Origin of the sequence: Xenorhabdus sp. PB61.4 (assembly GCF_963894935.1) — a bacterium.
In the GTDB taxonomy this organism is placed as follows: domain Bacteria; phylum Pseudomonadota; class Gammaproteobacteria; order Enterobacterales; family Enterobacteriaceae; genus Xenorhabdus; species Xenorhabdus stockiae.
This window is the reverse complement of the sequence record NZ_CAWQJR010000001.1, coordinates 103,486-126,057: the sequence shown is the minus strand read 5'-3', so window position 1 is coordinate 126,057 and position 22,572 is coordinate 103,486. Positions and strand designations below refer to the sequence as shown.

Below are 22,572 nucleotides of genomic sequence, written 5' to 3'. Positions count from 1 at the left end.
ATGAAGTCATTATTGCAGCAGGCAGTGGCCCAGAAACTACTGCGTCCATTGGATGTGCAGTTTGCCTATGCGATGGTTGAAGATGAAAACCCATTGCTGTTATTAATTACCGCCTATTTGAGTGCGGAAGCGGGAGCCGGTCATGTTTGTCTGCCTTTAGAACGCGTTACTCCTGAACATTTATTTGAAGGGCGCGACCCTGAGCTGGTGGAATCACTCTGGTCTTTGGCAGGAGAGCCTTCGCAGCAACAGGTTATTTCTGCATTGCAGGCCTGCCCCGCCATTGGCGACGGGCAATCTCCTACACCGATCATACTTTCCCGCCGTGGACTTTCTGATTATCGCCTTTACCTACAGCGTATGTGGCAGAGTGAGTGTCAGGTAGCGGCATTTTTTGCTGATGTGGCATTGGCTGATGATATTGATGAAACACAGTTACGCAGCATCTTAGATGAGTTATTTGGCGTTATTGATAAAGATCTAGCTGGTGAAGAGGCTACTGACTGGCAGAAAGTGGCCGCTGCGGTTGCTGTGACCAGCCGTATCTCCGTTATCTCTGGCGGCCCCGGAACCGGAAAAACAACGACGGTAGCAAAACTACTGGCTGCGCTGATTAAGCTGAATGAGGGGCGGCAATTAAGCATTCAGCTAGCCGCTCCGACGGGGAAAGCGGCGGCCAGACTGACAGAATCGCTCAGCGAAGCTGTGAGTAAGCTTGCTTTGACGGATGAACAGCGGCGGAGTATTCCTGATCAGGCGCAAACCATTCATCGTCTATTGGGAGCACAGCCGGAAAGCCAGAAACTTCGTTACCACCGGGGTAATCCGCTTTCTCTGGATATTCTGATCATAGATGAAGCTTCTATGGTGGATTTACCGATGATGGCCCGCCTGATTGAAGCCTTGCCAGCAAAAGCGAAAGTCATTTTTCTGGGCGATAAGGATCAGTTGGCCTCTGTGGAGGCGGGAGCGGTCTTAGGAGATATCTGTCGCTTTGCTGAACAGGGTTACAGTGTGGCTCGTGCAGCACAGCTGGCCCGGTTAACCGGCTGTCAGTTAGTGTCATATTCAGAGTCTGAACCGGAAGATGCTACGCTGGCAGTACGTGATAGCTTATGCCTGCTGCGTAAAAGTTATCGTTTTAATTCTGCATCCGGCATCGGGCAACTGGCCTCAGCGGTCAATCAGGGGAATAGCAGGCGTGTTTCCACGGTACTGAAACAACCTTTGTCTGATGTGTACTTTAACACTCTGGCTGATGATGAAGATTATCAGCGATTACTGACTGAAACTGCTGAAGGTTATCAACGTTATTTGACTCTGGTGAAAGAAAGAGCCTCTGAAAAGGAGATTCTGGCCGAGTTTAACCGTTTCAGATTACTCAGTGCATTAAGGGACGGGCCATTTGGTGTCAGTGGGTTGAATCAGAGAGTGGAGCAATTATTGCATAGTAAAGGGATGGTTGTTTTACCGAGATATTCAGGTAATCGGCACAGCCACATCAAAAAAGAATACGCAGAAAAAGAAAACCGGGGCTATGTCGGGCGGCCGATTATGATCCTGCGTAATGACAGCACATTGGGGCTGTTTAACGGGGATATCGGCATTATGCTTAAGGATCAGAATGATGAGCTGAAAGCCTATTTTCAGTTATCTGACGGGCAGATAAAACCTTTTCAGCCAAGTCGTTTGCCTTTGCATGAGACGGCATATGTAATGACAGTACATAAATCACAGGGCTCTGAGTTTGAGCACACGGCATTAGTGCTGCCGACTCAGTTTTCTCCTGTTGTCAGCCGGGAGCTGGTCTATACAGCGTTGACCCGCGCCCGTGAAAAACTGACTATTTATGCGCATAAAGCAGTTCTGGTTAAAGCGGTTGCGACACCCACTCAAAGGCGGAGTGGGCTGGCCGAATGGTTTAAAGCCTAACCTCTTCTTTAATGGGTTTTCAGGTCTAACATCAGGATCTTGGAGCGGCGCTGGTAATTGTACAGCGCCTGTTTTTCCACGGGTAACATCGTGATTTCTGCGGGTTCAAAGCCTTTTTCCTGAAACCAGTGAATACTTTGCGTGGTCAGGACAAATAATTTTTCCAGCCCGCTCAGCCGGGCCTGATTAATGATTGCACCCAATAAAACTTCACCGCGTGCAGAGTTCTGATAATCCGGATGTACAGCAACACAGGCCATTTCGCCGATTTTCTCTTCAGGATAGGAATAGAGTGCTGCACAGGCGATAGTGATATTATCGAGTTCTATCAGGGTGAATTTATCGATTTCCATTTCCAGCTGTTCACGTGAACGGCGAACCAGAATTCCTTTTTGCTCCAGTGGGCGGATCAACTCAAGGATACCACCAATATCATTGATATTAGCCCGGCGGATCTGTTCGGATCGCTCCATGACAATCTGGGTGCCGATGCCTTCGCGGGAGAACAATTCCTGAATGAGTGAGCCATTCTCCTGATAACTGAGCAGATGACTGCGCCGAACCCCACGGCGGCAGGCTTTAATAGCTCCACGCAGAAAACGTACTGTTCCGGAGGAATAATCACCGGCGTTTTCCAGATTATTCAGCCGTGTTTCTCCTTCATTGGGGAACATTTCTGATAAAGTATGTCCTTCAGCATCGGTGACCCCTTGTGATGAACAGAACCCTATTAATTTTTCGGCTTTCAGTTTAATTGCCAGTTGTGCAGCAATTTCTTCCGTTGTCAGATTAAAACTTTCACCGGTAACGGAAACAGCAACAGGCCCAATCAGTACAATGGAATTATTATCTAACTGCTGATTTATGGCCTCATCATCAATTCGGCGAATTCTTCCGCTGTGGTAATAGTCGATACCGTCATCAATGCCTAAAGGCTGAGCAATAATAAAATTGCCGCTCACGACATTAATATGAGCGCCTTGTAATGGTGTATTACTGAGGCTCATAGAAAGGCGGGCGGTAATATCAAGTTGTAGTAAGCCCGCGGCCTGTTTAACCAAATCCAGTGTTCGGGCATCGGTTACCCGGGTGTACTTGTGATAAACCGGCTGGCAGCGATGTTCTGTGAGATTTTGATCGATTTGCGGGCGGGCACCATACACGACAACCAGACGAATGCCGAGACTGTGCAGCAAACCGATGTCATTGACGATATTCGGGAAGTTTTCATGGGCGATAGCTTCACCACCCAGCATAACGACAAAAGTTTTGTTGCGATGTGCATTGATATACGGAACCGAATGCCGGAAGATTTCGACCAATTCGGCACTACTTTCTTTCATGAAGCTCCCCTTTATTGAATTTTTATTCGTGTTTTTTATATTTTTATTCATCGAAAGAAAAATGGCAAGAGCGAGTACGGATTAAAAGAATACTATTATTTATATGAGTATTAAGCTATTGAAGGAACAGGAAATGCTTTTTTTGATGACAGTTTGGTTGTAATTAATTAGAGTTTCCCACCTGACTGTCTTTTGCTTTTTAACAAAAGTTACTGTTTGATTGTTTTAAATGGAATAAATAATGAGTCATTCAGACCATAATTCTTCGCGTCGTCGTTTACTGAAAGGTGCAGCGGCTCTGTGGCTATTAAGTATCAGCCCCGTAGGGCACGCTGCTGCATCAAAAGTGATTGCTGTCCGTATCTGGCCGGCATCAAGTTATACCCGCGTGACGCTGGAGTCTAATATTCCACTAAAATACCGTCAGTTTTCACTTGTGAATCCAAACCGCATTGTTATTGATTTGCAAGGGGTTCAGCTTAATAGTGTACTTAGCAGTATGGGCTCGAAGATTCAGAAAAATGATCCTTATCTGAAACTAATACGGGCCGGGCAATTTGATCCTAAAACGGTACGTCTGGTATTTGAAATTAAACAACCTGTTTCTCCGCATATTTTTACTTTGCCACCGGTTGCGGAATTTAAACATCGTCTGGTGCTGGATCTCTATCCAAAAGCAGCGAAAGTTGATGATGATCCGTTACTGGCTCTGTTGGAAGAGTACAACAGCGGGAATCTGGAAAAGCATATGCCGGCAAAGAGGAAAAAAGCTGGCAAGGCAGGAAAAGACAGGCCGGTTGTGATAATGCTTGATCCGGGGCACGGCGGTGAAGATCCGGGCGCTATCGGCAAGCATAAAACCCGTGAGAAAGATGTTGTTTTACAAATTGCCCGTCGCTTGCAGGCTCTCATTAAACGTCAGCCGGGGATGAAAGTATATATGACCCGCAATGAAGACGTTTTTATTCCATTGACTGTCAGGGTTGCAAAAGCACGTAAGATGCAGGCAGACCTGTTTGTCTCTATCCATGCGGATGCTTTTACTAATCGTACAGTTCGGGGCTCTTCTGTATTTGCGCTGTCGACCAAAGGGGCAACCAGTAATATGGCCCGTTTTCTGGCTCAGACTCAGAATGAGGCTGACCTGATTGGTGGGGTCAGTAAAAGTGGTGACAAGTATCTGGATCATACCATGCTGGATCTGGTTCAGACCGCGACGATCAATGACAGCTTGAAATTCGGGGATGAGGTCCTGACACGAATGGGGAAAGTGAATAAGCTGCATAAAAACAGTGTCGATCAGGCCGGGTTTGCCGTATTAAAAGCACCGGAAATACCTTCCATTCTGGTTGAAACAGCCTTTATCAGTAATCCGGAAGAAGAAAAAAAGCTACGTACTGCAAAATTTCAGCAGCAAATAGCGGAGTCTATTTTTTCGGGTATTAAAGCCTACTTTAAAAATGGGGCAGAATTAGCACGAAGGTGAAATATTTTCCCAAAAAAATCAGAGTGTTTTATCTGGCATATTAGATGCCGGTTAATCTCAGTATATTCATGGAGCTATTTAACTGAAATAAAGCAATTAAGGTTTAAATCATGACGCGATTTTACTTAGTTTTGACTATATTAGGTGCAGTAATCCCGTGGTATTTTGTTTTCCTGTTTTTAGCCGAAAATGGTTTAAACGTGTCTTTGTTTATACAGCTTTTATTGGGAAATGATGCCACTCGTTTCTTTGTGGCTGATGTTGTTATTTCAGCTATTGTTTTAATTTTCTTTGTTGTTTATGAAAGCAGGCGCCTGAAAATGCCAAATGGCATTTATTCCCTGTTAGGTTTGTGTATTGGTGTATCATTCGCATTACCATTATTTCTCTATATGAGAGCAAGGCATATGGAAAAAGCGGTAAATTTTGCTGAAAAAGAGGAAAATTACAGGAATGAGTAAGATAGTTGGAAATCTGAAAAGGAAGAAATAAAGATGTGAATCTGAGAATTGGTTGCGGGGGCCGGATTTGAACCGACGACCTTCGGGTTATGAGCCCGACGAGCTACCAGGCTGCTCCACCCCGCGTCCGTCTAACTGCTTGCAAATGCTGAATTGTCTCGATAAACATGATATCGAATTGGTTGCGGGGGCCGGATTTGAACCGACGACCTTCGGGTTATGAGCCCGACGAGCTACCAGGCTGCTCCACCCCGCGTCCGTCTAACTACTGCAAATGCTAAATTGTCTCGATAAATATGATATCGAATTGGTTGCGGGGGCCGGATTTGAACCGACGACCTTCGGGTTATGAGCCCGACGAGCTACCAGGCTGCTCCACCCCGCGTCCGATGTGGGCACACTATACTCTGGATCCTTTCCGTTGCAAGCTTTTTTGTTGATATTTACCAATTTTGTTTGCTTATGGGTTAAAAACGAAGCGCTCTGTTTTGTTTTTGTTCACTTGTGATTTAAGTAGCATAATCTATTTTTTTCTAACTACATTTTATTATTTATACAGGTTTGATATTGTTCGCTATCAGATTAGGGATGGCAGGATATGAAGCATAATATGAAACTTTGGAGTAAATATTTTTTATGTGGCATAGCCATATCTTTATTATCTGCCTGTCATCAGCGCCCGATTGAACAAGGGCAGCAAACCGGGCAAGGACAGCAGTATAAGGATGGCCATTTTGTTCAGGATCTCCGGCTGGTTGATACACCAAATACGCAAGGCTCTCCCGTCAATATTAGTGATTTTGCCACTCAGGTGAGATTAATCAGTGAAACCTCTCCCAAACTATATGCCAGCCATCGCGCAACTTTTGATGCGATTGAAAACTGGACGCAGTATGGTGGTGATGTCCGTAATTTAAATCAGTTTGGTCTGCTTGCTTACCAGATGGAAGGTGAAGACAACTACGGTAATGTCAAATTTACCGGTTACTATACGCCTATTTTGCAGGCTCGCCACAGCAGGCAAGGGGAATTTAAATATCCTCTGTACCGGATGCCGGATAAATCGATTTCCCGCTTACCGGATCGCTCAGCTATCTATAATGGTGCTCTCGATAAAAAATGGATCATTGGCTACAGCAATTCCCTGATTGATAATTTTTTCATGGAAGTGCAAGGAAGTGGTTATGTGGATTTTGGTGATAACAGCCCGCTAACGTTTTTCGGTTATGGCGGGAAAAATGGTCAGGCTTATCGCAGTATAGGCAAGGCATTGATCGATAAGGGAGATATTCCCCGTGAAAAAATGTCAATGAAAGCGATTCGTCAGTGGGCCGAACAGAATAATGAATCTGATGTGAGGCAAATTCTGGAGCAAAACCCGTCTTTTGTGTTTTTTAAACCGGAACCATATACCCCGGTTCGGGGAGCCAGCGCCGTGCCTTTAATTGCCAAAGCCTCAGTGGCATCAGATAAAATATTGGTTCCGCCGGGAACAGTGTTACTGGCAGAAGTGCCTGTACTGGATAATTTGGGGCAGTTCACCGGGCAATATCGGATTCGACTGTTGGTATCACTGGATGTCGGCGGAGCGATAAAAGGCCACCATTTCGATATTTATCATGGTGTTGGTGACAGAGCCGGAGAAATGGCCGGTTTCTATAATCACTACGGGCGTGTCTGGATATTAAAGAAAGCATCAACTGGCTTTTTGGCGGCAAACCAGTAAGATCCTGCTCAGTTCAAACTATCGATCACCTATCATCTTTTATCTATTCATGACCGATTACCTGTCAGGAAATAACGGTATCAGCTGGCATAGGTTTTATTCAGGATTTATTAATGATGCAAGTTTCTCTCTCTGATGCTTATCTTCAACGTTTTGCTGGTACTGCACGATTATATGGCCAAAAAGCGCTTTCATTATTTGCCCGTTCACATGTCTGCGTTATCGGTATTGGAGGTGTAGGATCATGGGCGGCGGAAGCGTTGGCTCGCACAGGCATCGGGGCGATCACGCTGATTGATATGGATGATGTCTGTATCACGAATACTAACCGCCAGTTGCATACACTGGTACAGAATGTCGGGTTAGCAAAAACAGACGTGATTGCGGAGCGGATACGGGCAATCAATCCTGAGTGTCGCGTCACCTGTATTGATGACTTCGTTACACCGGATAATGTGGCGGAACTGATATCAGCGGATTTTGATTATGTCATTGATGCTATTGACAGTGTTCGCCCGAAAGCTGCTTTGCTCGCTTATTGCCGTCGTTATAAGATTCCTGTGGTGACAACCGGAGGCGCTGGCGGGCAACTTGATCCCACTCAGATTCAGGTAGTGGATCTAGCTAAAACAGTGCAAGATCCTTTGGCTGCCAAATTAAAAGAACGCCTGAAATCTGATTATCGTGTTGTGAAAAACGGTAAAGGAAAACTGGGTATTGATTGTGTTTTCTCAACAGAACAGTTGGTATACCCACAATCTGACGGCACAGTGTGTGCGGCTAAAAGTACGGCTGATGGCTCAAAACGGATGGATTGCGCTTCTGGTTTTGGTGCCGCAACCATGGTTACGGCAACTTTTGGGTTTGTTTCCGTCTCTCACGCATTGAAGAAAATGGTCGCAAAGGCAGAGCGGGAGAATCGTCTTTAGCAATGTCACCCCGCATTTCTAGGCGGGGTGAATAATGAATTTACTAATAATTAACTGGGGTAAATAACGGTGTTAATTTTGAAACATCGACGGTTTTTTCTGCCTTATCAAGGCTATAAGTTTCTTGTAATTTCAACCACAGCCGGGGGCTACTACCGAGAACTTTAGACAATTTAACGGCCATCTCTGGTGTCACAGATGCTTTACATGTTACGAGCCGCTGGGCTGTAGAAGGTGCAACATTTAATGCTCTAGCAAGGTCACGAATACCTAAACCTAACTCTTCTAAAGCATCGGCAATAACTTCACCGGGATGAGGGGGGTTAAACATCTTCATTAGTGATAATCCTCATAGTTAACAATATATGCGTCACCATCAATAAACTCGAATGTCACACGCAAATTCCCTGACACAGTAACCGACCATTGACCCTCTCTATCACCAGTTAGTGGGTGTAGTCTGTATCCGGGTAAATTAATATCCCCGATAACTTCTGCATCATTAATCACCGCAAGTCTCTGCCTGAGTTTTTTGGCATGTTGGGAGTTAATGCCAGATGTCTTTCCCGTTTCAAAAAATAAACGCAATCCCTTATGTTTGAAGCTTTTGATCATACCTCAATGCTCCCTGTTGCGCTACAAGGAGCACTGTATATCCCTGTTTCATCTGACGCAACACTTTTTCAGTAATCAATTATAGGAAATGCTGGTAAAACATCAGATCCAGCAGCGAAATATACTATAAAGTACGACTTTGATAAGTACGGGCGATTTCCTGTATAGCGTTAATCAGGGATTTGACACCATTCACTCGTGAGCCACTTAGTTGTTGTTCAAGGCCTGCTTGTTGAAATAGTTCGATTAATGGTGTCTGCAAGACCTGTTCCGGTGTTTTTCCTTCCACTATGGTCAGGATAAAAGCCAGTAAGCCTTTTACAATACGGCCTTCACTATCACCATAAAAATGCAGGCGGCTTTCAGCAAGTAGCTGGTGTCCTAACCAAACCCTGTTTTCACAGCCTTTGATTTCAATCTGTTGTTGTTTTAGCTCATCGGGCAGAGCCGGTAGTTTTTTGGCAAGCCCGATAAGCTGCCGATAGCGATCTTCCCACAATCGACATTGCTCAAATGTTTCCATCAGTTGCTGCTCTGTAATTTCGGTTCCGAATGGATGCGGAGCAACGATTGATGCTGACGGTATTCGGGTTGAAAGTGATGTCATCAGTTATTTAATCCTCAAGCAGCGACAGGGCGAATTTGACCGCACTGACTAATTTATCGGCATCTGACCTATTGTTATAAGGCATAAATGAAGCCCGCAGGCATCCGTCTATTCCTAATGCATCAAGCAGAGGCTGAGCACAGTGTTGCCCTGAGCGCAGGGAGATATTCTGTTCAGCAATGAGCATGGCCAGATCGCTATGATGTATATCGGCAATATTGAAGGCCAGCAGGCTGGAACCCGTTGAGCGGTAGCTGATAAAGCCCGGTATCGCACTAAGTTGTTGCTCTGCATAATCAGTCAGGGCAACGGCATAGGATTCGGCAAGTGGAATATCGACAGTTTTTAACCATTCGAGAGTAGCCGCGAAACCAATAACACCAGCCACGTTCGGTGTGCCAGCTTCAAAACGATAAGGAACGGTTTCCGGAGTGAAACCGTCGAAAGAAACCTGAGTCAGCATTTTTCCGCCGCCCTGCCACGGGGACATTGCATTCAGTAATGTTCCTTTGCCATACAGTACACCCAGTCCATTCGGGCCATAGAGTTTATGAGCGGAAAAAGCATAAAAATCGATATCTGCACGCTGTACATCAACGGGTGAATGCACAATTCCCTGAGCGCCATCAACCAGTACCAGACAGTTATACTGATGAGCGAGGGAGGTGACCTGTTCCAAATCGACAGCAGCCCCGGTGACATTTGACATCTGGCTAATCGCAACCAGTCGGCTTTTTTCATTGAGCAGTGTTGCCAGCGTATCAATTTCTGGTTGGTATCGTTTTTGTTTATTTGTGCCAATCGGCCATTTTACAACTTTAGCGCCGGTTTGCTCTGCCAGAATCAGCCACGGCAGCAGGTTGGAATGATGTTCCTGCTCACTGACGATAATTTCATCACCAGCCGATAAGCGGGAACGAAAATACCCTTGTGCAACCAGATTAATGGCTTCGCTGGTGCCCTTTGTCCAGATAATATTTTCCGGTTGTGGGGCGCTGATCAATTCAGCTACTAAAGAACGCGCCTGTTCGTAGCGCTCTGTCATTGCCTGTGCCGTTGCGTGCTGGCTGCGATGAACTGTCGCACTGTGATTCTGGTAGTAGCAATGAGTCGCCTCAATCATACATGCGGGTTTGAGGGAAGTTGCTGCACTGTCCAGAAACACTGCCGGTTCTGGAAACTCAGAGGATGGCTGTAGGGCAGGAAACTGGCAGCGAAATTTTTCTGAATCAAAGGATTTCATAAATGATGTTAATTTGAGTCGTAAAAGAATTAATTTTCTTTAATCAGGTTGGAGGGATTTTACAGCAAAGCAGCGAAAAAAAGCACCGCAATTGCGGTGCATAAAAAAATCACTATGGACAGACAGGGTAAATGTACAGGAAGTGAAAAATAAACTGTAGCATACGCTACAAAGTCTGGTTTCCCAGACAACTTGCAAACACAACATCACAACCACAAAGCCAAAAGTACCTATGTATTGCTGCAAATTTGTATCACTCCAAATTTGCCCGCGACAGAGCTACTTTTCGTTCCGGCTTAGGAAGTGCGCACACTATAGGGATTTGCTGGTATATCATCAATGGACAAATTATAATGCTTCGGATTACAAAAACTAATACCTGAGAGAAAAGAGTTACCGGTATCGTAACCACTATATAAGAAACCAACATGTCCAAACGTTTACCACCACTCAATGCGTTACGAGTTTTTGATGCTGCTGCACGTCATTTAAGTTTTACTAAAGCGGCAGAAGAATTATTTGTTACTCAGGCTGCTGTCAGTCATCAGATGAAAAGTCTGGAGGATTTTCTGGGGCTGAAACTCTTTCGTCGTCGCAACCGCTCTTTGTTGCTGACGGAAGAGGGGCAAAGTTACTATCTGGATATTAAAGAAATATTCACCGCCATTAATGAAGCGACCCGGAAACTTCAGGCCCGTAGTGCCAAAGGTGCACTCACGGTCAGTCTTTCTCCAAGTTTTGCTATTCAGTGGCTGGTGCCACGGCTTTCTGGTTTTAATCAGAGCTTTCCGGGGATTGATGTGCGGATTCAGGCTGTGGATCGGGAAGAAGATAAATTGGCAGATGATGTTGATGTCGCTATTTTCTATGGGCGTGGAAACTGGCCGGGGTTGCGGACAGACAAGCTCTATCCTGAATATTTGCTGCCTGTTTGTTCGCCTTCGTTATTAATGGGTGAGCGCCCGCTGAAAACACCGGCAGATCTTGTCAATCATACTTTGTTGCATGATTCGTCCCGCCGCGACTGGCAGGCCTACGTTCGCCAGCTTGATATGCAGCAGTTGATTAATGTCCAGCAGGGGCCGATATTCAGCCATAGTGCTATGGTGATTCAGGCTGCGGTACACGGGCAGGGCGTAGCGCTTGCCAATAATGTGATGGCGCAAAATGAAATTGATGCAGGGCGTCTGGTGTGCCCGTTTAATGATGTTCTGGTCAGCAAGAATGCATTTTATTTGGTTTGTCAGGATAATCAGGCAGAATTGGGCAAGATTGCAGCTTTTCGTAAATGGGTACTTACACAAGCTGCGAGCGAACAGGAAAGATTAGGCTTTATTACAAGCGAATGACATTAATGAATGAGAGCAGGAGCAGCGCAATGAATAGCCGTGCAATGCTTGTTTTTTCCGGAATAAGTGGCTTCTTCTACGTCGCTTTTGGCGCGATGGGAGCTCATCTTCTGGCATCGGTGCTGACACCGAAGCAACTGGAGTGGATTCATACCGGTCTGCAATATCAGGGGTTACATACATTGGCGCTGATGTCGCTGGCGGCTGTACTGATAAGGCAACCTGTGACGTTATTTAGCCGGGCAGGAATATTTTTTGTAGCCGGGATCATCCTGTTTAGTGGCAGTCTTTATTGTCTGGCCTTTTTACCGCTAAAATTTTTGGTTTATCTGACACCAATTGGTGGGTTCAGTTTTCTCATCGGTTGGTTATGTGTATTAATTGGCGCTCTGCGTCTAAGGAAATCGGCGCTTAGCCATGAATAAAGTTGCTTTATATTGCCGCCCCGGGTTTGAAAAAGAGTGCGCGGCAGAAATTACGCATAAAGCCGGGCAGAAAGAAATCTATGGTTTTGCCCGAGTGAAAGAAAACAGTGGTTATGTGCTGTTCGAGTGTTATCAGCATGATGATGCCGATCGCCTGATCCGTGAAATTCCATTCCGTGAGTTCATTTTTGCCCGCCAGATGCTGGTTGTGGGGGAGTTGCTGAAAGATTTACCTCAGGAAGATCGTATCACGCCTATCATTGGCATGTTGAGCGGTGTTATTGAACGTGCAGGCGAATTGCGCGTAGAAGTACCGGATACCAATGAAAGTAAGGAATTGATGAAATTTTGCCGTAAGTTTACGGTTCCTTTGCGTAATGCGATGCGACAGGAAAAGCTTCTGCTGGCAAAAGAAAATCCTGGCCGGCCGGTCATTCATGTCTTTTTCATTGCCCCCGGATGCTGTTATGTGGGGTATTCTTACAGTAATAATAACTCGCGTTTTTACATGGGTATCCCGCGCCTGAAATTCCCGTCAGACGCACCAAGCCGCTCGACGCTGAAACTGGAAGAAGCTTTCCATATGTTTATCCCTTATGACGAATGGGAAGAGCGTCTTGATAGTGGTTTGTATGCTGTGGACTTGGGCGCCTGTCCGGGAGGCTGGACTTACCAGCTAGTGAAACGCAGCATGATCGTTCATGCCGTAGATAACGGGCCAATGGCTGAAAGCCTGATGGATACCGGTCAGGTTAAACACCATCGTGTGGATGGCTTCAAGTTTGAACCATCGGTAAAAAATATTTATTGGTTAGTCTGCGATATGGTGGAGAAACCAGCGAAAGTTGCCCAGCTTATGACTGACTGGCTGGCGAAAAGCTGGTGCCGTGAAGCAATTTTCAACCTTAAATTGCCGATGAAAAAACGTTATGAAGAAGTGGCTCATATTCTGGAAAAAATTGAGATTCAATTGAAAGAAAGTGGGGTTAATGCCCAGATTCAGGCAAAACACTTATATCATGATCGTGAAGAAATCACGGTACACGTTCGTCGTATTTGGTCTGCTTATGCAATGTATCGTGATTTTTGATTGAACACGTCCTATTTTCCGGTAGTTACCTCTTAAACAATCTGAAAATGCCCCGGTTATTTGATTTTTTACATAACCGGGGCCTTTTTTATTTTTCTTTGTTCTAAATTTAAAACCACAAGAAATTTTCACATAAGTTCACTCTTTATTTGAATTAATTTCATATATACAAAGATGTATTTTTTAATAAATAAAGAAAGATTCTTTTTTGTTAACGCAATCGTTTATTCTCAAATTAATAATTAGACATGGAAATTAAATATGTTTAATGTATAACTTAAAATGATGTAACAATCATTTTTACACAGCCAGAAACTGACGTTATTTTATCCAAGAGTTTTGCTTCTAATAACTTGCTTAGGAAGAATAATAAACTTATATACCCGCTATTATTGAAATTGCGGGGCATAAACTATGAGTCTTTTTTTACAGGAGATTTATATGACCTCAAAGAAAAAATATACCTATACGGGGTTATCCGACTCTAACTCTCACTCTGTACAGGATGTGACATCACTATTATCAGCCTACGTTCCAAACTCTGATCTAAATATCCGCGTTATTCATAAGCCTTTAGGAGATAAGGCTCCTGATGAGCTTTTGCGGACCAACTTCCACTGGGGGAATAATAAAGTCGGATCTTCCGGCACATTAGAATTAACTTATCATTTTTTAAAAACAGCACCGTCTATTATGCCGAGATTTGATATTTCAGACTTTCGGGCTTTTAATTCGGAACAAAAAGAAGCAGCCAGACTTTCATTACAATCCTGGTCTGATGTTGCCAATATAAAATTTACGGAAGTCAGCAAACTTTCCGATGCCAATATCACTTTTGGTTTCTTTGATTATAGTGCGAGTGGCGATTATGCTTTTGCTACTTTGCCAAGAGGACAAAATACAACGTATTCTTGGTACAACGCGCAAAACCATACTTTCAAAACGAATGATATCGGTGTAAATGGCTACGGACGACAGACGTTTGTTCATGAAATCGGGCATACTTTAGGTCTGGAACATCCTGCTGATTATGATGCCTCTGACGCCGTAAGGCCAACTTATCCCAATGTCGGTCAATATTTCGAAGATAGCCGCGCTTATACCGTAATGAGTTATTTCAGTGAGAAATTCACCGGTCAGGATTTTCAGGGGAATTACTCATCAGCGCCATTATTGAATGATATTACTGCTATTCAGGCTCTGTACGGCGCCAATATGGAAACCCGTAAAGGTGATACCGTATATGGCTTCAACTCCAATACCGACCGCGATTTTATGACAGCAACAGATGCTGACAGCGAACTGCTATTCAGCGTATGGGATGCGGGCGGGGAAGATACATTTGATTTCTCCGGTTTTACCCAGAATCAGCGTATTAATCTGAATGAAGGCGCGTTCTCTGATGTGGGTGGCCTGAAAGGTAATGTTTCGATTGCACGTGGCGTGGTTATTGAGAATGCGATTGGTGGCAGTGGTGACGACATCATCGTCGGCAACAGCGCAGATAATATCCTTAAAGGTGGTGCAGGCAATGATGTCATTTATGGCGGTCTGGGCGGCGATCATCTTTGGGGCGGTTCAGGCAAGGATACTTTTGTCTATCTGGATGGCAAGGAATCACTGAAAAGTAATCCGGACTGGATCCACGATTTTGTCTCAGGTGAAGACAAAATCGACCTGTCGCAATTTAACTTCGGAAGTAAAGGCGATCTCAAGTTTGTTAACTCATTCTCAGGTAAAGCAGGTGAAGTGTTACTGAATTATAACGAGTTAACGGATGTAACAGATATGTCTATCAGTCTCGGAGGAGAATTAGCCGGAAATGATTTTCTGGTGAAAATTATTGGTCAGCCATCGCCTGAAATGGATTTCATCGTTTAATCGGATAGGCTGCTGTCTCTTTTGAGGCAGCAGCCATTTTAAGGGTGAGCTGTGATACAACAACATCTGGTTTCCTTCAATATCAATAGGCTGTCTAATTTATTGAAGTTTTTCACTCTATCGATAACGGTATCTTTATTTTTCATTGGAGGATGTATGGCAAGTAGTTTGAATCTCCCTGAACCAACTGAACTGACAGGCATCTGGCAGGTTACGGATAAACATCAGGTATGCAGTATTGAACTGACAGATGTGCGTTTGCCGGAAGGTTCTATCTGGGCGCTGAAAAGCGACGACTGTCTGACAAAAATGATAGGAAACCCGGTGACAGGCTGGAGAGCAACACCTGATGGTATCACTCTGACGGATGCAACGGGTTATGGTCTGGCTTTTTTTAGTAATGGTTCTAAAGAGTGGGTCGCTTATCTTGTCGATGGCCGAGAGCTGGTTATGACATTAAAAAGTAAAGAATAAACAAAATTAAGAAAACAATATCCCCAGTGCTTTTCAGTAAAGTGTTTTTCAGGAAACTGAAACCTGCTGGGGATAGTGAAAACAAGATAAAGATAAGAACATAAATAAGCGACTTTCTTTTGGTAATGAAGTCTTCTGATAATGAAGGGATTTCTGTGAAATTACGCCATTCAAAAGGTGAAATGACGGATATTATCCGTGCACGCAGCAAAGTATTCTGGACAATCGGTTTATTTACAGCATTTATTAACTTACTGATGTTGGTTCCCTCCATTTATATGCTTCAGATATATGATCGAGTTCTGCCGTCCAGTAACACAATGACTTTGCTGATGTTAACGCTGATTACGCTGGGTATGTACGCCATCATTGGTGGACTGGAATATATTCGGAGTCAGGTTGTTATCCGTATCGGCAGTCAGTTTGATATGTGCCTGAATCAGCGCGTATATACCGCATCGTATGAATCTAATCTGAAAAATGGTTCGACAGATGCGGGACAAATGCTGAATGACTTATCGACCATTCGCCAGTTCCTGACCGGAAGCGCGCTGTTTGCTTTTTTTGATGCGCCGTGGTTTCCGGTTTATCTGGGCGTTATTTTCCTGTTCAGCCCCTATTTAGGATTACTGGCACTGGTTGGGGCGCTTATCCTGATTGCGCTGGCTGTTCTGAATCAGTGGTTATCTCATTCCCCTCTGGCACAGGCCAATCACCTTTCCCTGCGTTCTGCCAACCTTGCCAGTACCAATTTACGTAACGCGGAAGTTATTGAAGCATTAGGTATGTTACCGGCGCTACGCCGGCGCTGGTTTGGCCTGCATGAGCGTTTCCTTAATTTTCAGCGTATCGCCAGTGAAAGATCTGCATCGATTACAGCCATCACTAAAACAGTGCGTATGGCACTACAGTCCTTGATCCTTGGTTTAGGAGGCTGGCTGGCAATTGAAGGCAATATCACGCCCGGAATGATGATTGCCGGCTCAATCCTGATGGGGCGGGCGCTATCCCCGATTGAACAGTTAATACAGGCATGGAAAAGCTGGAATGCTGCCCGTCTGTCATGGCAGAGGCTGGATAATTTGCTGAAAGCACAGCCTGAACGGAAAAGCGGGATGACCTTACCTGCTCCTAACGGAACGTTGTTGTTAGAAAAAGTGTTTGCTTCTCCGCCCGGAAAAATTAAAGCCGCTAAATCCACTGAAAAGAATAAGCCTGTTTTGCAGGACATCAATTTTTCCCTTGAAGCCGGAGATATTCTCGGTGTTATTGGGCCCAGCGCATCAGGAAAATCCACTCTGGCGCGTTTGCTGGTTGGTGTCTGGCAAGCTCAGGAAGGTGTAGTGCGGCTTGATGGTGCGGATATTTACCAGTGGAACAAGGATGAGCTGGGTTCTCACATCGGCTATTTACCACAGGATATTGAATTATTTGCCGGAACCATTGCGGAGAATATTGCCCGTTTTAATGATATTGATGCGGAAAAAGTCATCGAAGCGGCAGAGAAAGCGGGTGTACATCACTTAGTGCTCAATCTTGAACAGGGTTATGACACGCTGATTGGTGCAGGAGGTATGGGATTATCCGGCGGGCAGAAACAGCGGATCGGGTTGGCTCGGGCGCTTTATGGTAATCCATCGTTGATTGTGTTGGATGAACCCAATTCCAATCTGGATGATATCGGGGAAAAAGCACTGAGCCGAGCAATTAACCAGTTACGTCAACAGGGAAAAACGGTTGTGGTAATTACCCATCGTCCGGCGTTGCTCTCCCAAACAAATAAAGTTTTGTTGTTAGTACAGGGAAAAACAAAACTATTTGGTCCATCTCAGCAGGTTATGGCGGCATTGGCACAGTCAGCATCAGTACAGACAACACCTGTACAGGCGAAACCTGCCAGTAATATGAATTTGTCTGGGAGCTAAAATGTCCGAACACACCAACATAAAACAGACTCAACATAATGAACCCGCGTTACTGCCGCTGGATGCAAGCCGTTATCTGCGATTGGGCTGGCTGGTTATTGGTATTGGCATTCTGGGGTTTCTAATATGGGCAGCATTTGCTCCGCTCGATAAGGGTGTCGCTTCTTCCGGCATGGTCGTAGTGGATGGTAACCGTAAAACCGTTCAATCCCCGACTAATGGCATCATCAGGCAGATTTTAGTGGCAGAAGGAGAACATGTCAGGGCAGGACAGATATTGATTCAGCTCAGTCAGGTTCAGGTTAATGCCCAGATTGATTCTCTGAAACAACAATGGCATACCATGCTGGCAACGGAAGCGCGTTTACTGGCTGAACAGCAAGGTGCAGATGAACTGATTTTTCCAGAGTCTTTACAGGCCAAGTCTTCAGAACCACGGATTGACAATATTCTGGCGTTACAGAAACAGCTTTTTCTTTCCCGGCGGGAGATGCTGAAAAGTGATCTGGCGGGCATGAAGCAGTCAGAAGAAGGCGTGATTGTTCAGATCAAAGGATTGCGGGAGGCAATGGCAAATAAACAGCAGCAGAAGGCTTCACTTAAAGAACAAATCACAAACCTGCGCCCATTGACAGAAGAGGGCTATTTTCCCCGTAACCGTTATCTGGAACTACAGCGCAACCAGATTGAGTTAAGCGGCAGTATGGCTGAAATGGCAGGACGGATCGGGCTGCTTGAAAAGCAACAACAGGAAACGCAACAGCGGATTATTCAGCGACAGGCGGATTATCAGCGCGAAGTTCGTAGCCAGCTTGCTGATGTACAGGTTCAGGCCAATGAACTGCACAATAAACTGGAAACCGCGCAGTTTGATTTATCCCATACCTCGATTGCGGCTCCTGTTGAGGGAACGGTAGTCGGACTGAAGGTTTTTACTCAGGGAGGCGTTGTTGCATCAGGGGAAAAACTGATGGAGATCCTGCCTGAACAGAGTGCACTGGAAGTTGAAGCGCGTCTGATGGTACACCTGATTGATAAAGTTGAGATTGGTCAGAACGTTGATCTGATGTTCACGGCGTTAAACCAGAACCGCACACCTAAAGTGACCGGGAAATTGTTGGTTATTTCCGCCGACCGTTTAGTGGATGATGTGACCCGAGAATCCTATTACCAAATCCGAATACGGGTGACACCAGAAGGCATGGCGAAGCTGACGGATTTACATATCAAACCCGGAATGCCGGTTGAAGTTTTTGTCAAAACAGGGTCACGCTCACTGCTGAGTTATTTATTCAAACCGCTGGTGGACAGAGCATCAACATCGCTGATCGAGGAGTAGTGGAAATGTTCAGGCATCATCAAACTAAAGGGAAAAATACAAGAAAACGCTCTGTGCTCCTGTCGTTATTTTTAATCACTGTTCCCGCAATATTGCATTCAGCTCCGGTCAGGGCACTTTCCCTGACGGAGGCTTATGCTCTGGCGTTACATCATGATCCAACATTTCAGGCCGCGATAAAAGAGCAGGAAGCCGGGCAGGAAGAAAAAGCGCTCGGGCGGGCAGAGTTATTACCTAAGTTATCCATTAGCTATCAGAATGCTCCAAAGAACTGGCAGCAGATGGAATCCAGCTCTACGAATAAAAGGGGTCATCAGGTTAAAGAGCGTTTTGATCGGCAGTATGACAGCTACAGCGGCGTATTGCTCCTGACTCAGCCATTGTTTGATATCGAAGCCTGGTCACGCTATCAGATCCGTAAGGCTTATGCGCTGATGAGTGATGCCCGTTTTCGGGCTGACAGTCAGCAACTGGCTGTCAGAGTCGTGAATAGCTATGTTGCTGTCGCGTATGAGCAGGACAGGCTGGCGCAGATTGTGCAGCGGCGTATGGCCTATGAAAAACAGTTGGAAATGAATCAGAAATTATTCACTTCAGGTGAAGGAACCCGCACGGATATAGCAGAAACTCAGGCCCGTTACAGTCAGGTTCAGGCGGATGAGTTGACTGTGCGGGATGAGCTGGATGCGGCAATTCGTGACTTGCAGTTGTTAGTAGGAACGCCATTACCGGCAGATATCCCTGTGACTCGTTTATTGAATGTTGAGCATTTCAATACAATAAATCTGATGTTTGAAGGCTATGCCGATTGGGAACAGGCTGCATTGCGCCAAAATCCTCAATTAGCGGTCGCTCGCCAGAAAATTGATGTGGCATATCAGGAAATTAAACGTAGTCAGGCAGGATATTTGCCGAAACTGGAGTTATACGCTTCTCATAGTGAAAATAAATCCGGTACTGACAACACCATCAATCAGAAATATCGTACAGATTCTATTGGTGTTCGTGTTTCCATGAATCTCTATAACGGCAATGGAACATTGGCATCTGAGCGTCAGTCGGCGGCTAATTATGATAAGACCAAATATGAAATGGATGCGCAGGCTGGGGAAATCCTCAATGCACTGCGTCGCCATTATAACGGGTGTGTTAATGGGCAGAAGCGGATACGTGCTTATGAAGAGGCGGTAAAAGCGGCAGAATTGCAGGTACAGGCAACGGAAAAAAGTGTTCTGTTGGGGCAGCGGGTAAATGTGGATGTACTGAATGCAGAGCAGCAACTCTATATCGCCCGTCGTGAGCTTTCTCAGGCAAAATATGACTATATGAAATCCTGGATTGGCTTATTGAATGAATCAGGGCAGCTAAATAGCGAACATATTCAGCTGCTTTCTCATTATTTTGGTTGAATCCGTTACACGAGTTTGATTCAGAGACGGTTCAGCCGGAGTTGTTGCAAGTTACCATGCAGGGATAAATCGGTTTTTAACGAAGCAACTTCACGGCAGATATAGGCCATTTCTTTGTCAGACGCCAATTTATTACGCCATTTCTCCGGCTGAGTTTCCAGATCCCGGAAGAGATTATCTAACGAACCAGCCTGTTGCAGCAAAGTAACGGCTGTTTTGGGACCAATGCCCTGAACTCCCGGAATTTTGCTGCTGCTGATCCCCGCCAGCCCCCAGTAATCGGGTAACTGGGCAGGAGAAACGCCAAACTCCTGCTGTACAAAAGGCAGATCCAGCCAGCGTTTCTGGAAATAATCACGGATTTGGATATTCGGAGAAAGTAGCTGGCAATAACCTTTATCCGTCGAAACAATGGTAACCCGATGCCCTGTAGTAGCAACTTTGGTTGCCAGCGTTGCGGCTAAATCATCTGCTTCATGCCCTTCAGCATGCCAGCTGGCTACACCCAGCGCATTGAATGCCTGTTTAATCTGCGGCATTTCCTGTTGTAAATCCTCCGGCATAGCCGAACGCCCGGCTTTGTAATTGGGAAGTAACTGATGGCGCCAGCTATGGTAGCGATCATCTTCGTCAAATACCGCTACGGCATGGGTTGGAGAAGAGTGAGAGATTAATTGCTTCAACGCATGCTCACAGGCGGCAACGCAAGGCGTTCCCTGCACAGCATGGATACGTCGGATCAAATTCAGGGCGTCTACAATCAAAAGGTGTATCATAGTTTCTTATTCCATCCGTGGACTTATTCCCTGGCGACTGCCTCACTGGGTTTTGATGAGGCAGGTAATCTGCCATTATTTATCTGATGATTTTATAACATGGCTCATAAGCTGTGCCACCCGGAAGTTTCATGCGATTTTGCCTCACAAAATCTTCCAGCAGGCTATCCATCCGGCGCATAATTTCTGCGTCACCGTGAATCTCGAACACTCCGTGCTTTTCGATAGCCTGAATGCCGAACTCTTTCACATTGCCCGCCACGATACCAGAAAATACCCGTCTCAGTGCCGCTGCCAGTTTTTCCGTTGACTGATCCAGATGTAAATCCAGATTAGCCATGTTTTCATGATTAGGATCAAAAGGATACTGTAAATCATGAGGGATTTTCATTGCCCAGTTAAAACTGTAAGCATCACCGGTTGAGCGGCGATTTTCCTTGACCAGTGGCATCGCAGTTTTCATCACTCTGGCCACTTCTAATGGATCATCCACAATAATCTGGTAGTGACGGCGAGCCTGTTCACCCAGAGTGTTGACAATAAATTCATCCAGAACATGAAAATAATCAGCACTTTCTTTTGGCCCGGTTAAGACCAGAGGCAATACCTGATTCTCATTTTCAGGGTGCATCAGGATCCCCAGCAGATAAAGCAACTCTTCCGCTGTTCCCACACCTCCCGGGAAGATGATAATACCGTGAGCGATACGAACGAAGGCTTCCAGCCGTTTTTCGATATCTGGCATGATGATCAGTTCATTAACCAGTGGGTTAGGTGGCTCAGCTGCAATAATGGAAGGCTCTGTAATACCAATAAAACGGCTATTCTTATAGCGTTGTTGCGCATGACCGACCGCTGCACCTTTCATCGGTGCTTCCATTGCGCCCGCTCCGCAGCCGGTACAAATATTCAGCTCCCGTAAACCAAGCTCATTACCGACTTTGCGGGCATACAGATATTCTTGTTCATTGATAGAATGCCCGCCCCAACAGACGATCATATTCGGGTTTTCAGCAAGATGCAGCGCTTTGGCATTGCGCAGGATGGAGAAAACGGTATTAGTAATATGCATACCATTTTTCAGATTCAGAGAGTCGGCTTTTTGGGCATCGGTAATCTGCGCATGAACAAACAGAATATCCCGCAATACTGCGAATAAATTTGCCCGCAGAGAACGGATAATTTTGCCATCAACAAACGCTTCTTCCGGTGGATTGACCAGCTCCAGCTTAACTCCCCGCTCTCTGCGCAGGACGTTAATATCAAAATCTTTATGCTTTGACAGTAGTTCTTTGCTGTTATCAGTCTGGCTACCAGAATTGAGCACGGCGAGTGAGCAATTGCGGAAAAGGCGGTACAGATCACTGCTTGCTGTGCGTTTAAGGGTATCCACCTCAAGCTGAGAGAGTAAATCCATTGACCCTAACGGGCTGACATGTGTAATCAAGAATGACTCCTTTATACCCCAATAGGGGGTTTCTCATAATGGTTCTACCTGAAATTTGTAGGGACTATACACTTCGTCTTTCAAGTTGCCTCTTTGTTGGCTGCGCTCATTCACC

20 protein-coding genes and 3 tRNA genes are annotated in these 22,572 nt (G+C 45.4%); 13 read left to right on the top strand and 10 right to left on the bottom strand.

The annotated features are described in order from the left end of the window. The gene (gene recD / locus AACX68_RS00600; RefSeq protein WP_228857787.1) at positions 1-1,932 is read left to right on the top strand and encodes an exodeoxyribonuclease V subunit alpha; all 1,932 of its coding nucleotides are present in this window, start codon (positions 1-3) and stop codon (positions 1,930-1,932) included. An 8-nt stretch (positions 1,933-1,940) separates the two neighbouring features. Here the strand turns inward: recD and argA are convergent, their stop codons facing one another. Then, positions 1,941-3,275: an amino-acid N-acetyltransferase gene (gene argA / locus AACX68_RS00595; protein WP_228857763.1), complete on the bottom strand. Its 1,335-nt coding sequence runs from the start codon at positions 3,273-3,275 to the stop codon at positions 1,941-1,943. Between the two features lie 241 nt (positions 3,276-3,516). Between argA and amiC the strand changes: the two genes are divergently transcribed. Continuing rightward, positions 3,517-4,761: an N-acetylmuramoyl-L-alanine amidase AmiC gene (amiC, locus tag AACX68_RS00590; RefSeq protein ID WP_228857762.1), complete on the top strand. Its 1,245-nt coding sequence runs from the start codon at positions 3,517-3,519 to the stop codon at positions 4,759-4,761. A gap of 110 nt (positions 4,762-4,871) precedes the next feature. Beyond that, positions 4,872-5,222 carry a DUF2834 domain-containing protein gene (locus AACX68_RS00585; RefSeq protein WP_228857761.1) on the top strand — a complete coding sequence of 117 codons (351 nt, stop codon included), beginning with the start codon at positions 4,872-4,874 and terminating at the stop codon, positions 5,220-5,222. A gap of 49 nt (positions 5,223-5,271) precedes the next feature. Here AACX68_RS00585 and AACX68_RS00580 read toward each other — a convergent pair. The 3 genes from AACX68_RS00580 to AACX68_RS00570 form a co-directional block, all read right to left on the bottom strand. Continuing rightward, positions 5,272-5,348: transfer RNA gene (locus tag AACX68_RS00580), tRNA-Met, on the bottom strand. Positions 5,349-5,401: 53 nt separating this feature from the next. After that, positions 5,402-5,478: transfer RNA gene (locus tag AACX68_RS00575), tRNA-Met, on the bottom strand. Positions 5,479-5,530: 52 nt separating this feature from the next. Continuing rightward, positions 5,531-5,607, bottom strand: a tRNA-Met gene (locus AACX68_RS00570). A 225-nt stretch (positions 5,608-5,832) separates the two neighbouring features. Between AACX68_RS00570 and mltA the strand changes: the two genes are divergently transcribed. Then, positions 5,833-6,948, top strand: coding sequence for a murein transglycosylase A (mltA, locus tag AACX68_RS00565; RefSeq protein ID WP_228857786.1), 1,116 nt, complete (start codon positions 5,833-5,835; stop codon positions 6,946-6,948). Between the two features lie 116 nt (positions 6,949-7,064). Then, on the top strand, positions 7,065-7,877 hold the full coding sequence (gene tcdA / locus AACX68_RS00560; protein WP_228857785.1) for a tRNA cyclic N6-threonylcarbamoyladenosine(37) synthase TcdA: 813 nt from the start codon (positions 7,065-7,067) through the stop codon (positions 7,875-7,877). 43 nt (positions 7,878-7,920) lie between these two features. On the opposite strand, the gene AACX68_RS00555 is transcribed toward tcdA, so the two are convergent. The 4 genes from AACX68_RS00555 to csdA all read right to left on the bottom strand — a co-directional run bounded on the left by AACX68_RS00555 (position 7,921) and on the right by csdA (position 10,342). Then, on the bottom strand, positions 7,921-8,214 hold the full coding sequence (locus AACX68_RS00555) for a HigA family addiction module antitoxin (protein ID WP_099108938.1): 294 nt from the start codon (positions 8,212-8,214) through the stop codon (positions 7,921-7,923). Continuing rightward, positions 8,214-8,492 (bottom strand): type II toxin-antitoxin system RelE/ParE family toxin, encoded by a 279-nt coding sequence (locus tag AACX68_RS00550; protein WP_099108937.1) that lies wholly within the window; start codon positions 8,490-8,492, stop codon positions 8,214-8,216. Before AACX68_RS00550 ends, AACX68_RS00555 begins: the two co-directional genes overlap by 1 nt. Before the next feature lie 124 nt (positions 8,493-8,616). Further along, on the bottom strand, positions 8,617-9,099 hold the full coding sequence (gene csdE / locus AACX68_RS00545) for a cysteine desulfurase sulfur acceptor subunit CsdE (RefSeq protein ID WP_228857760.1): 483 nt from the start codon (positions 9,097-9,099) through the stop codon (positions 8,617-8,619). A gap of 7 nt (positions 9,100-9,106) precedes the next feature. Continuing rightward, a complete protein-coding gene (csdA, locus tag AACX68_RS00540; RefSeq protein WP_228857759.1) occupies positions 9,107-10,342 on the bottom strand; it encodes a cysteine desulfurase CsdA in 1,236 nt (411 codons plus the stop codon). Positions 10,343-10,770: 428 nt separating this feature from the next. Between csdA and AACX68_RS00535 the strand changes: the two genes are divergently transcribed. From AACX68_RS00535 to AACX68_RS00500, 8 genes are all read left to right on the top strand, one after another. Next, positions 10,771-11,691 carry a transcriptional regulator GcvA gene (locus tag AACX68_RS00535; RefSeq protein ID WP_099108934.1) on the top strand — a complete coding sequence of 307 codons (921 nt, stop codon included), beginning with the start codon at positions 10,771-10,773 and terminating at the stop codon, positions 11,689-11,691. A gap of 29 nt (positions 11,692-11,720) precedes the next feature. Further along, a complete protein-coding gene (locus tag AACX68_RS00530) occupies positions 11,721-12,116 on the top strand; it encodes a DUF423 domain-containing protein (RefSeq protein WP_228857758.1) in 396 nt (131 codons plus the stop codon). Beyond that, positions 12,109-13,206, top strand: a complete 1,098-nt coding sequence (gene rlmM / locus AACX68_RS00525; protein WP_099108932.1) for a 23S rRNA (cytidine(2498)-2'-O)-methyltransferase RlmM — start codon at positions 12,109-12,111, stop codon at positions 13,204-13,206. The genes AACX68_RS00530 and rlmM overlap by 8 nt, the downstream gene beginning before the upstream one ends. Positions 13,207-13,647: 441 nt before the next feature. Beyond that, entirely contained in the window at positions 13,648-15,087 is a 1,440-nt protein-coding gene (locus tag AACX68_RS00520) for a serralysin family metalloprotease (protein ID WP_228857757.1), read from the top strand. 156 nt (positions 15,088-15,243) lie between these two features. Beyond that, positions 15,244-15,561, top strand: a complete 318-nt coding sequence (locus AACX68_RS00515) for an AprI/Inh family metalloprotease inhibitor (protein ID WP_228857756.1) — start codon at positions 15,244-15,246, stop codon at positions 15,559-15,561. A gap of 125 nt (positions 15,562-15,686) precedes the next feature. Next, on the top strand, positions 15,687-17,486 hold the full coding sequence (locus AACX68_RS00510; protein WP_228857755.1) for a type I secretion system permease/ATPase: 1,800 nt from the start codon (positions 15,687-15,689) through the stop codon (positions 17,484-17,486). 1 nt (position 17,487) lies between these two features. Next, entirely contained in the window at positions 17,488-18,825 is a 1,338-nt protein-coding gene (locus AACX68_RS00505) for an HlyD family type I secretion periplasmic adaptor subunit (protein ID WP_228857754.1), read from the top strand. A 5-nt stretch (positions 18,826-18,830) separates the two neighbouring features. Continuing rightward, positions 18,831-20,234 carry a TolC family outer membrane protein gene (locus AACX68_RS00500; protein WP_228857753.1) on the top strand — a complete coding sequence of 468 codons (1,404 nt, stop codon included), beginning with the start codon at positions 18,831-18,833 and terminating at the stop codon, positions 20,232-20,234. Between the two features lie 20 nt (positions 20,235-20,254). Here AACX68_RS00500 and xni read toward each other — a convergent pair whose 3' ends face one another. Together xni and ppnN are read right to left on the bottom strand one after the other, a co-directional pair. Beyond that, on the bottom strand, positions 20,255-21,010 hold the full coding sequence (xni, locus tag AACX68_RS00495; protein ID WP_228857752.1) for a flap endonuclease Xni: 756 nt from the start codon (positions 21,008-21,010) through the stop codon (positions 20,255-20,257). A gap of 79 nt (positions 21,011-21,089) precedes the next feature. After that, a complete protein-coding gene (gene ppnN / locus AACX68_RS00490; RefSeq protein WP_228857751.1) occupies positions 21,090-22,457 on the bottom strand; it encodes a nucleotide 5'-monophosphate nucleosidase PpnN in 1,368 nt (455 codons plus the stop codon). Positions 22,458-22,572 lie beyond the last annotated feature (115 nt).

Excerpts from the sequence above, each read along its gene's own strand:
- recD (WP_228857787.1), top strand. The coding sequence starts at position 1 with ATGAAGTCATTATTGCAGCAGGCAGTGGCCCAGAAACTACTGCGTCCA.
- argA (WP_228857763.1), bottom strand. The coding sequence starts at position 3,275 with ATGAAAGAAAGTAGTGCCGAATTGGTCGAAATCTTCCGGCATTCGGTT.
- amiC (WP_228857762.1), top strand. The coding sequence starts at position 3,517 with ATGAGTCATTCAGACCATAATTCTTCGCGTCGTCGTTTACTGAAAGGT.
- AACX68_RS00585 (WP_228857761.1), top strand. The coding sequence starts at position 4,872 with ATGACGCGATTTTACTTAGTTTTGACTATATTAGGTGCAGTAATCCCG.
- mltA (WP_228857786.1), top strand. The coding sequence starts at position 5,833 with ATGAAACTTTGGAGTAAATATTTTTTATGTGGCATAGCCATATCTTTA.
- tcdA (WP_228857785.1), top strand. The coding sequence starts at position 7,065 with ATGCAAGTTTCTCTCTCTGATGCTTATCTTCAACGTTTTGCTGGTACT.
- AACX68_RS00555 (WP_099108938.1), bottom strand. The coding sequence starts at position 8,214 with ATGAAGATGTTTAACCCCCCTCATCCCGGTGAAGTTATTGCCGATGCT.
- AACX68_RS00550 (WP_099108937.1), bottom strand. The coding sequence starts at position 8,492 with ATGATCAAAAGCTTCAAACATAAGGGATTGCGTTTATTTTTTGAAACG.
- csdE (WP_228857760.1), bottom strand. The coding sequence starts at position 9,099 with ATGACATCACTTTCAACCCGAATACCGTCAGCATCAATCGTTGCTCCG.
- csdA (WP_228857759.1), bottom strand. The coding sequence starts at position 10,342 with ATGAAATCCTTTGATTCAGAAAAATTTCGCTGCCAGTTTCCTGCCCTA.
- AACX68_RS00535 (WP_099108934.1), top strand. The coding sequence starts at position 10,771 with ATGTCCAAACGTTTACCACCACTCAATGCGTTACGAGTTTTTGATGCT.
- AACX68_RS00530 (WP_228857758.1), top strand. The coding sequence starts at position 11,721 with ATGAATAGCCGTGCAATGCTTGTTTTTTCCGGAATAAGTGGCTTCTTC.
- rlmM (WP_099108932.1), top strand. The coding sequence starts at position 12,109 with ATGAATAAAGTTGCTTTATATTGCCGCCCCGGGTTTGAAAAAGAGTGC.
- AACX68_RS00520 (WP_228857757.1), top strand. The coding sequence starts at position 13,648 with ATGACCTCAAAGAAAAAATATACCTATACGGGGTTATCCGACTCTAAC.
- AACX68_RS00515 (WP_228857756.1), top strand. The coding sequence starts at position 15,244 with ATGGCAAGTAGTTTGAATCTCCCTGAACCAACTGAACTGACAGGCATC.
- AACX68_RS00510 (WP_228857755.1), top strand. The coding sequence starts at position 15,687 with ATGAAGTCTTCTGATAATGAAGGGATTTCTGTGAAATTACGCCATTCA.
- AACX68_RS00505 (WP_228857754.1), top strand. The coding sequence starts at position 17,488 with ATGTCCGAACACACCAACATAAAACAGACTCAACATAATGAACCCGCG.
- AACX68_RS00500 (WP_228857753.1), top strand. The coding sequence starts at position 18,831 with ATGTTCAGGCATCATCAAACTAAAGGGAAAAATACAAGAAAACGCTCT.
- xni (WP_228857752.1), bottom strand. The coding sequence starts at position 21,010 with ATGATACACCTTTTGATTGTAGACGCCCTGAATTTGATCCGACGTATC.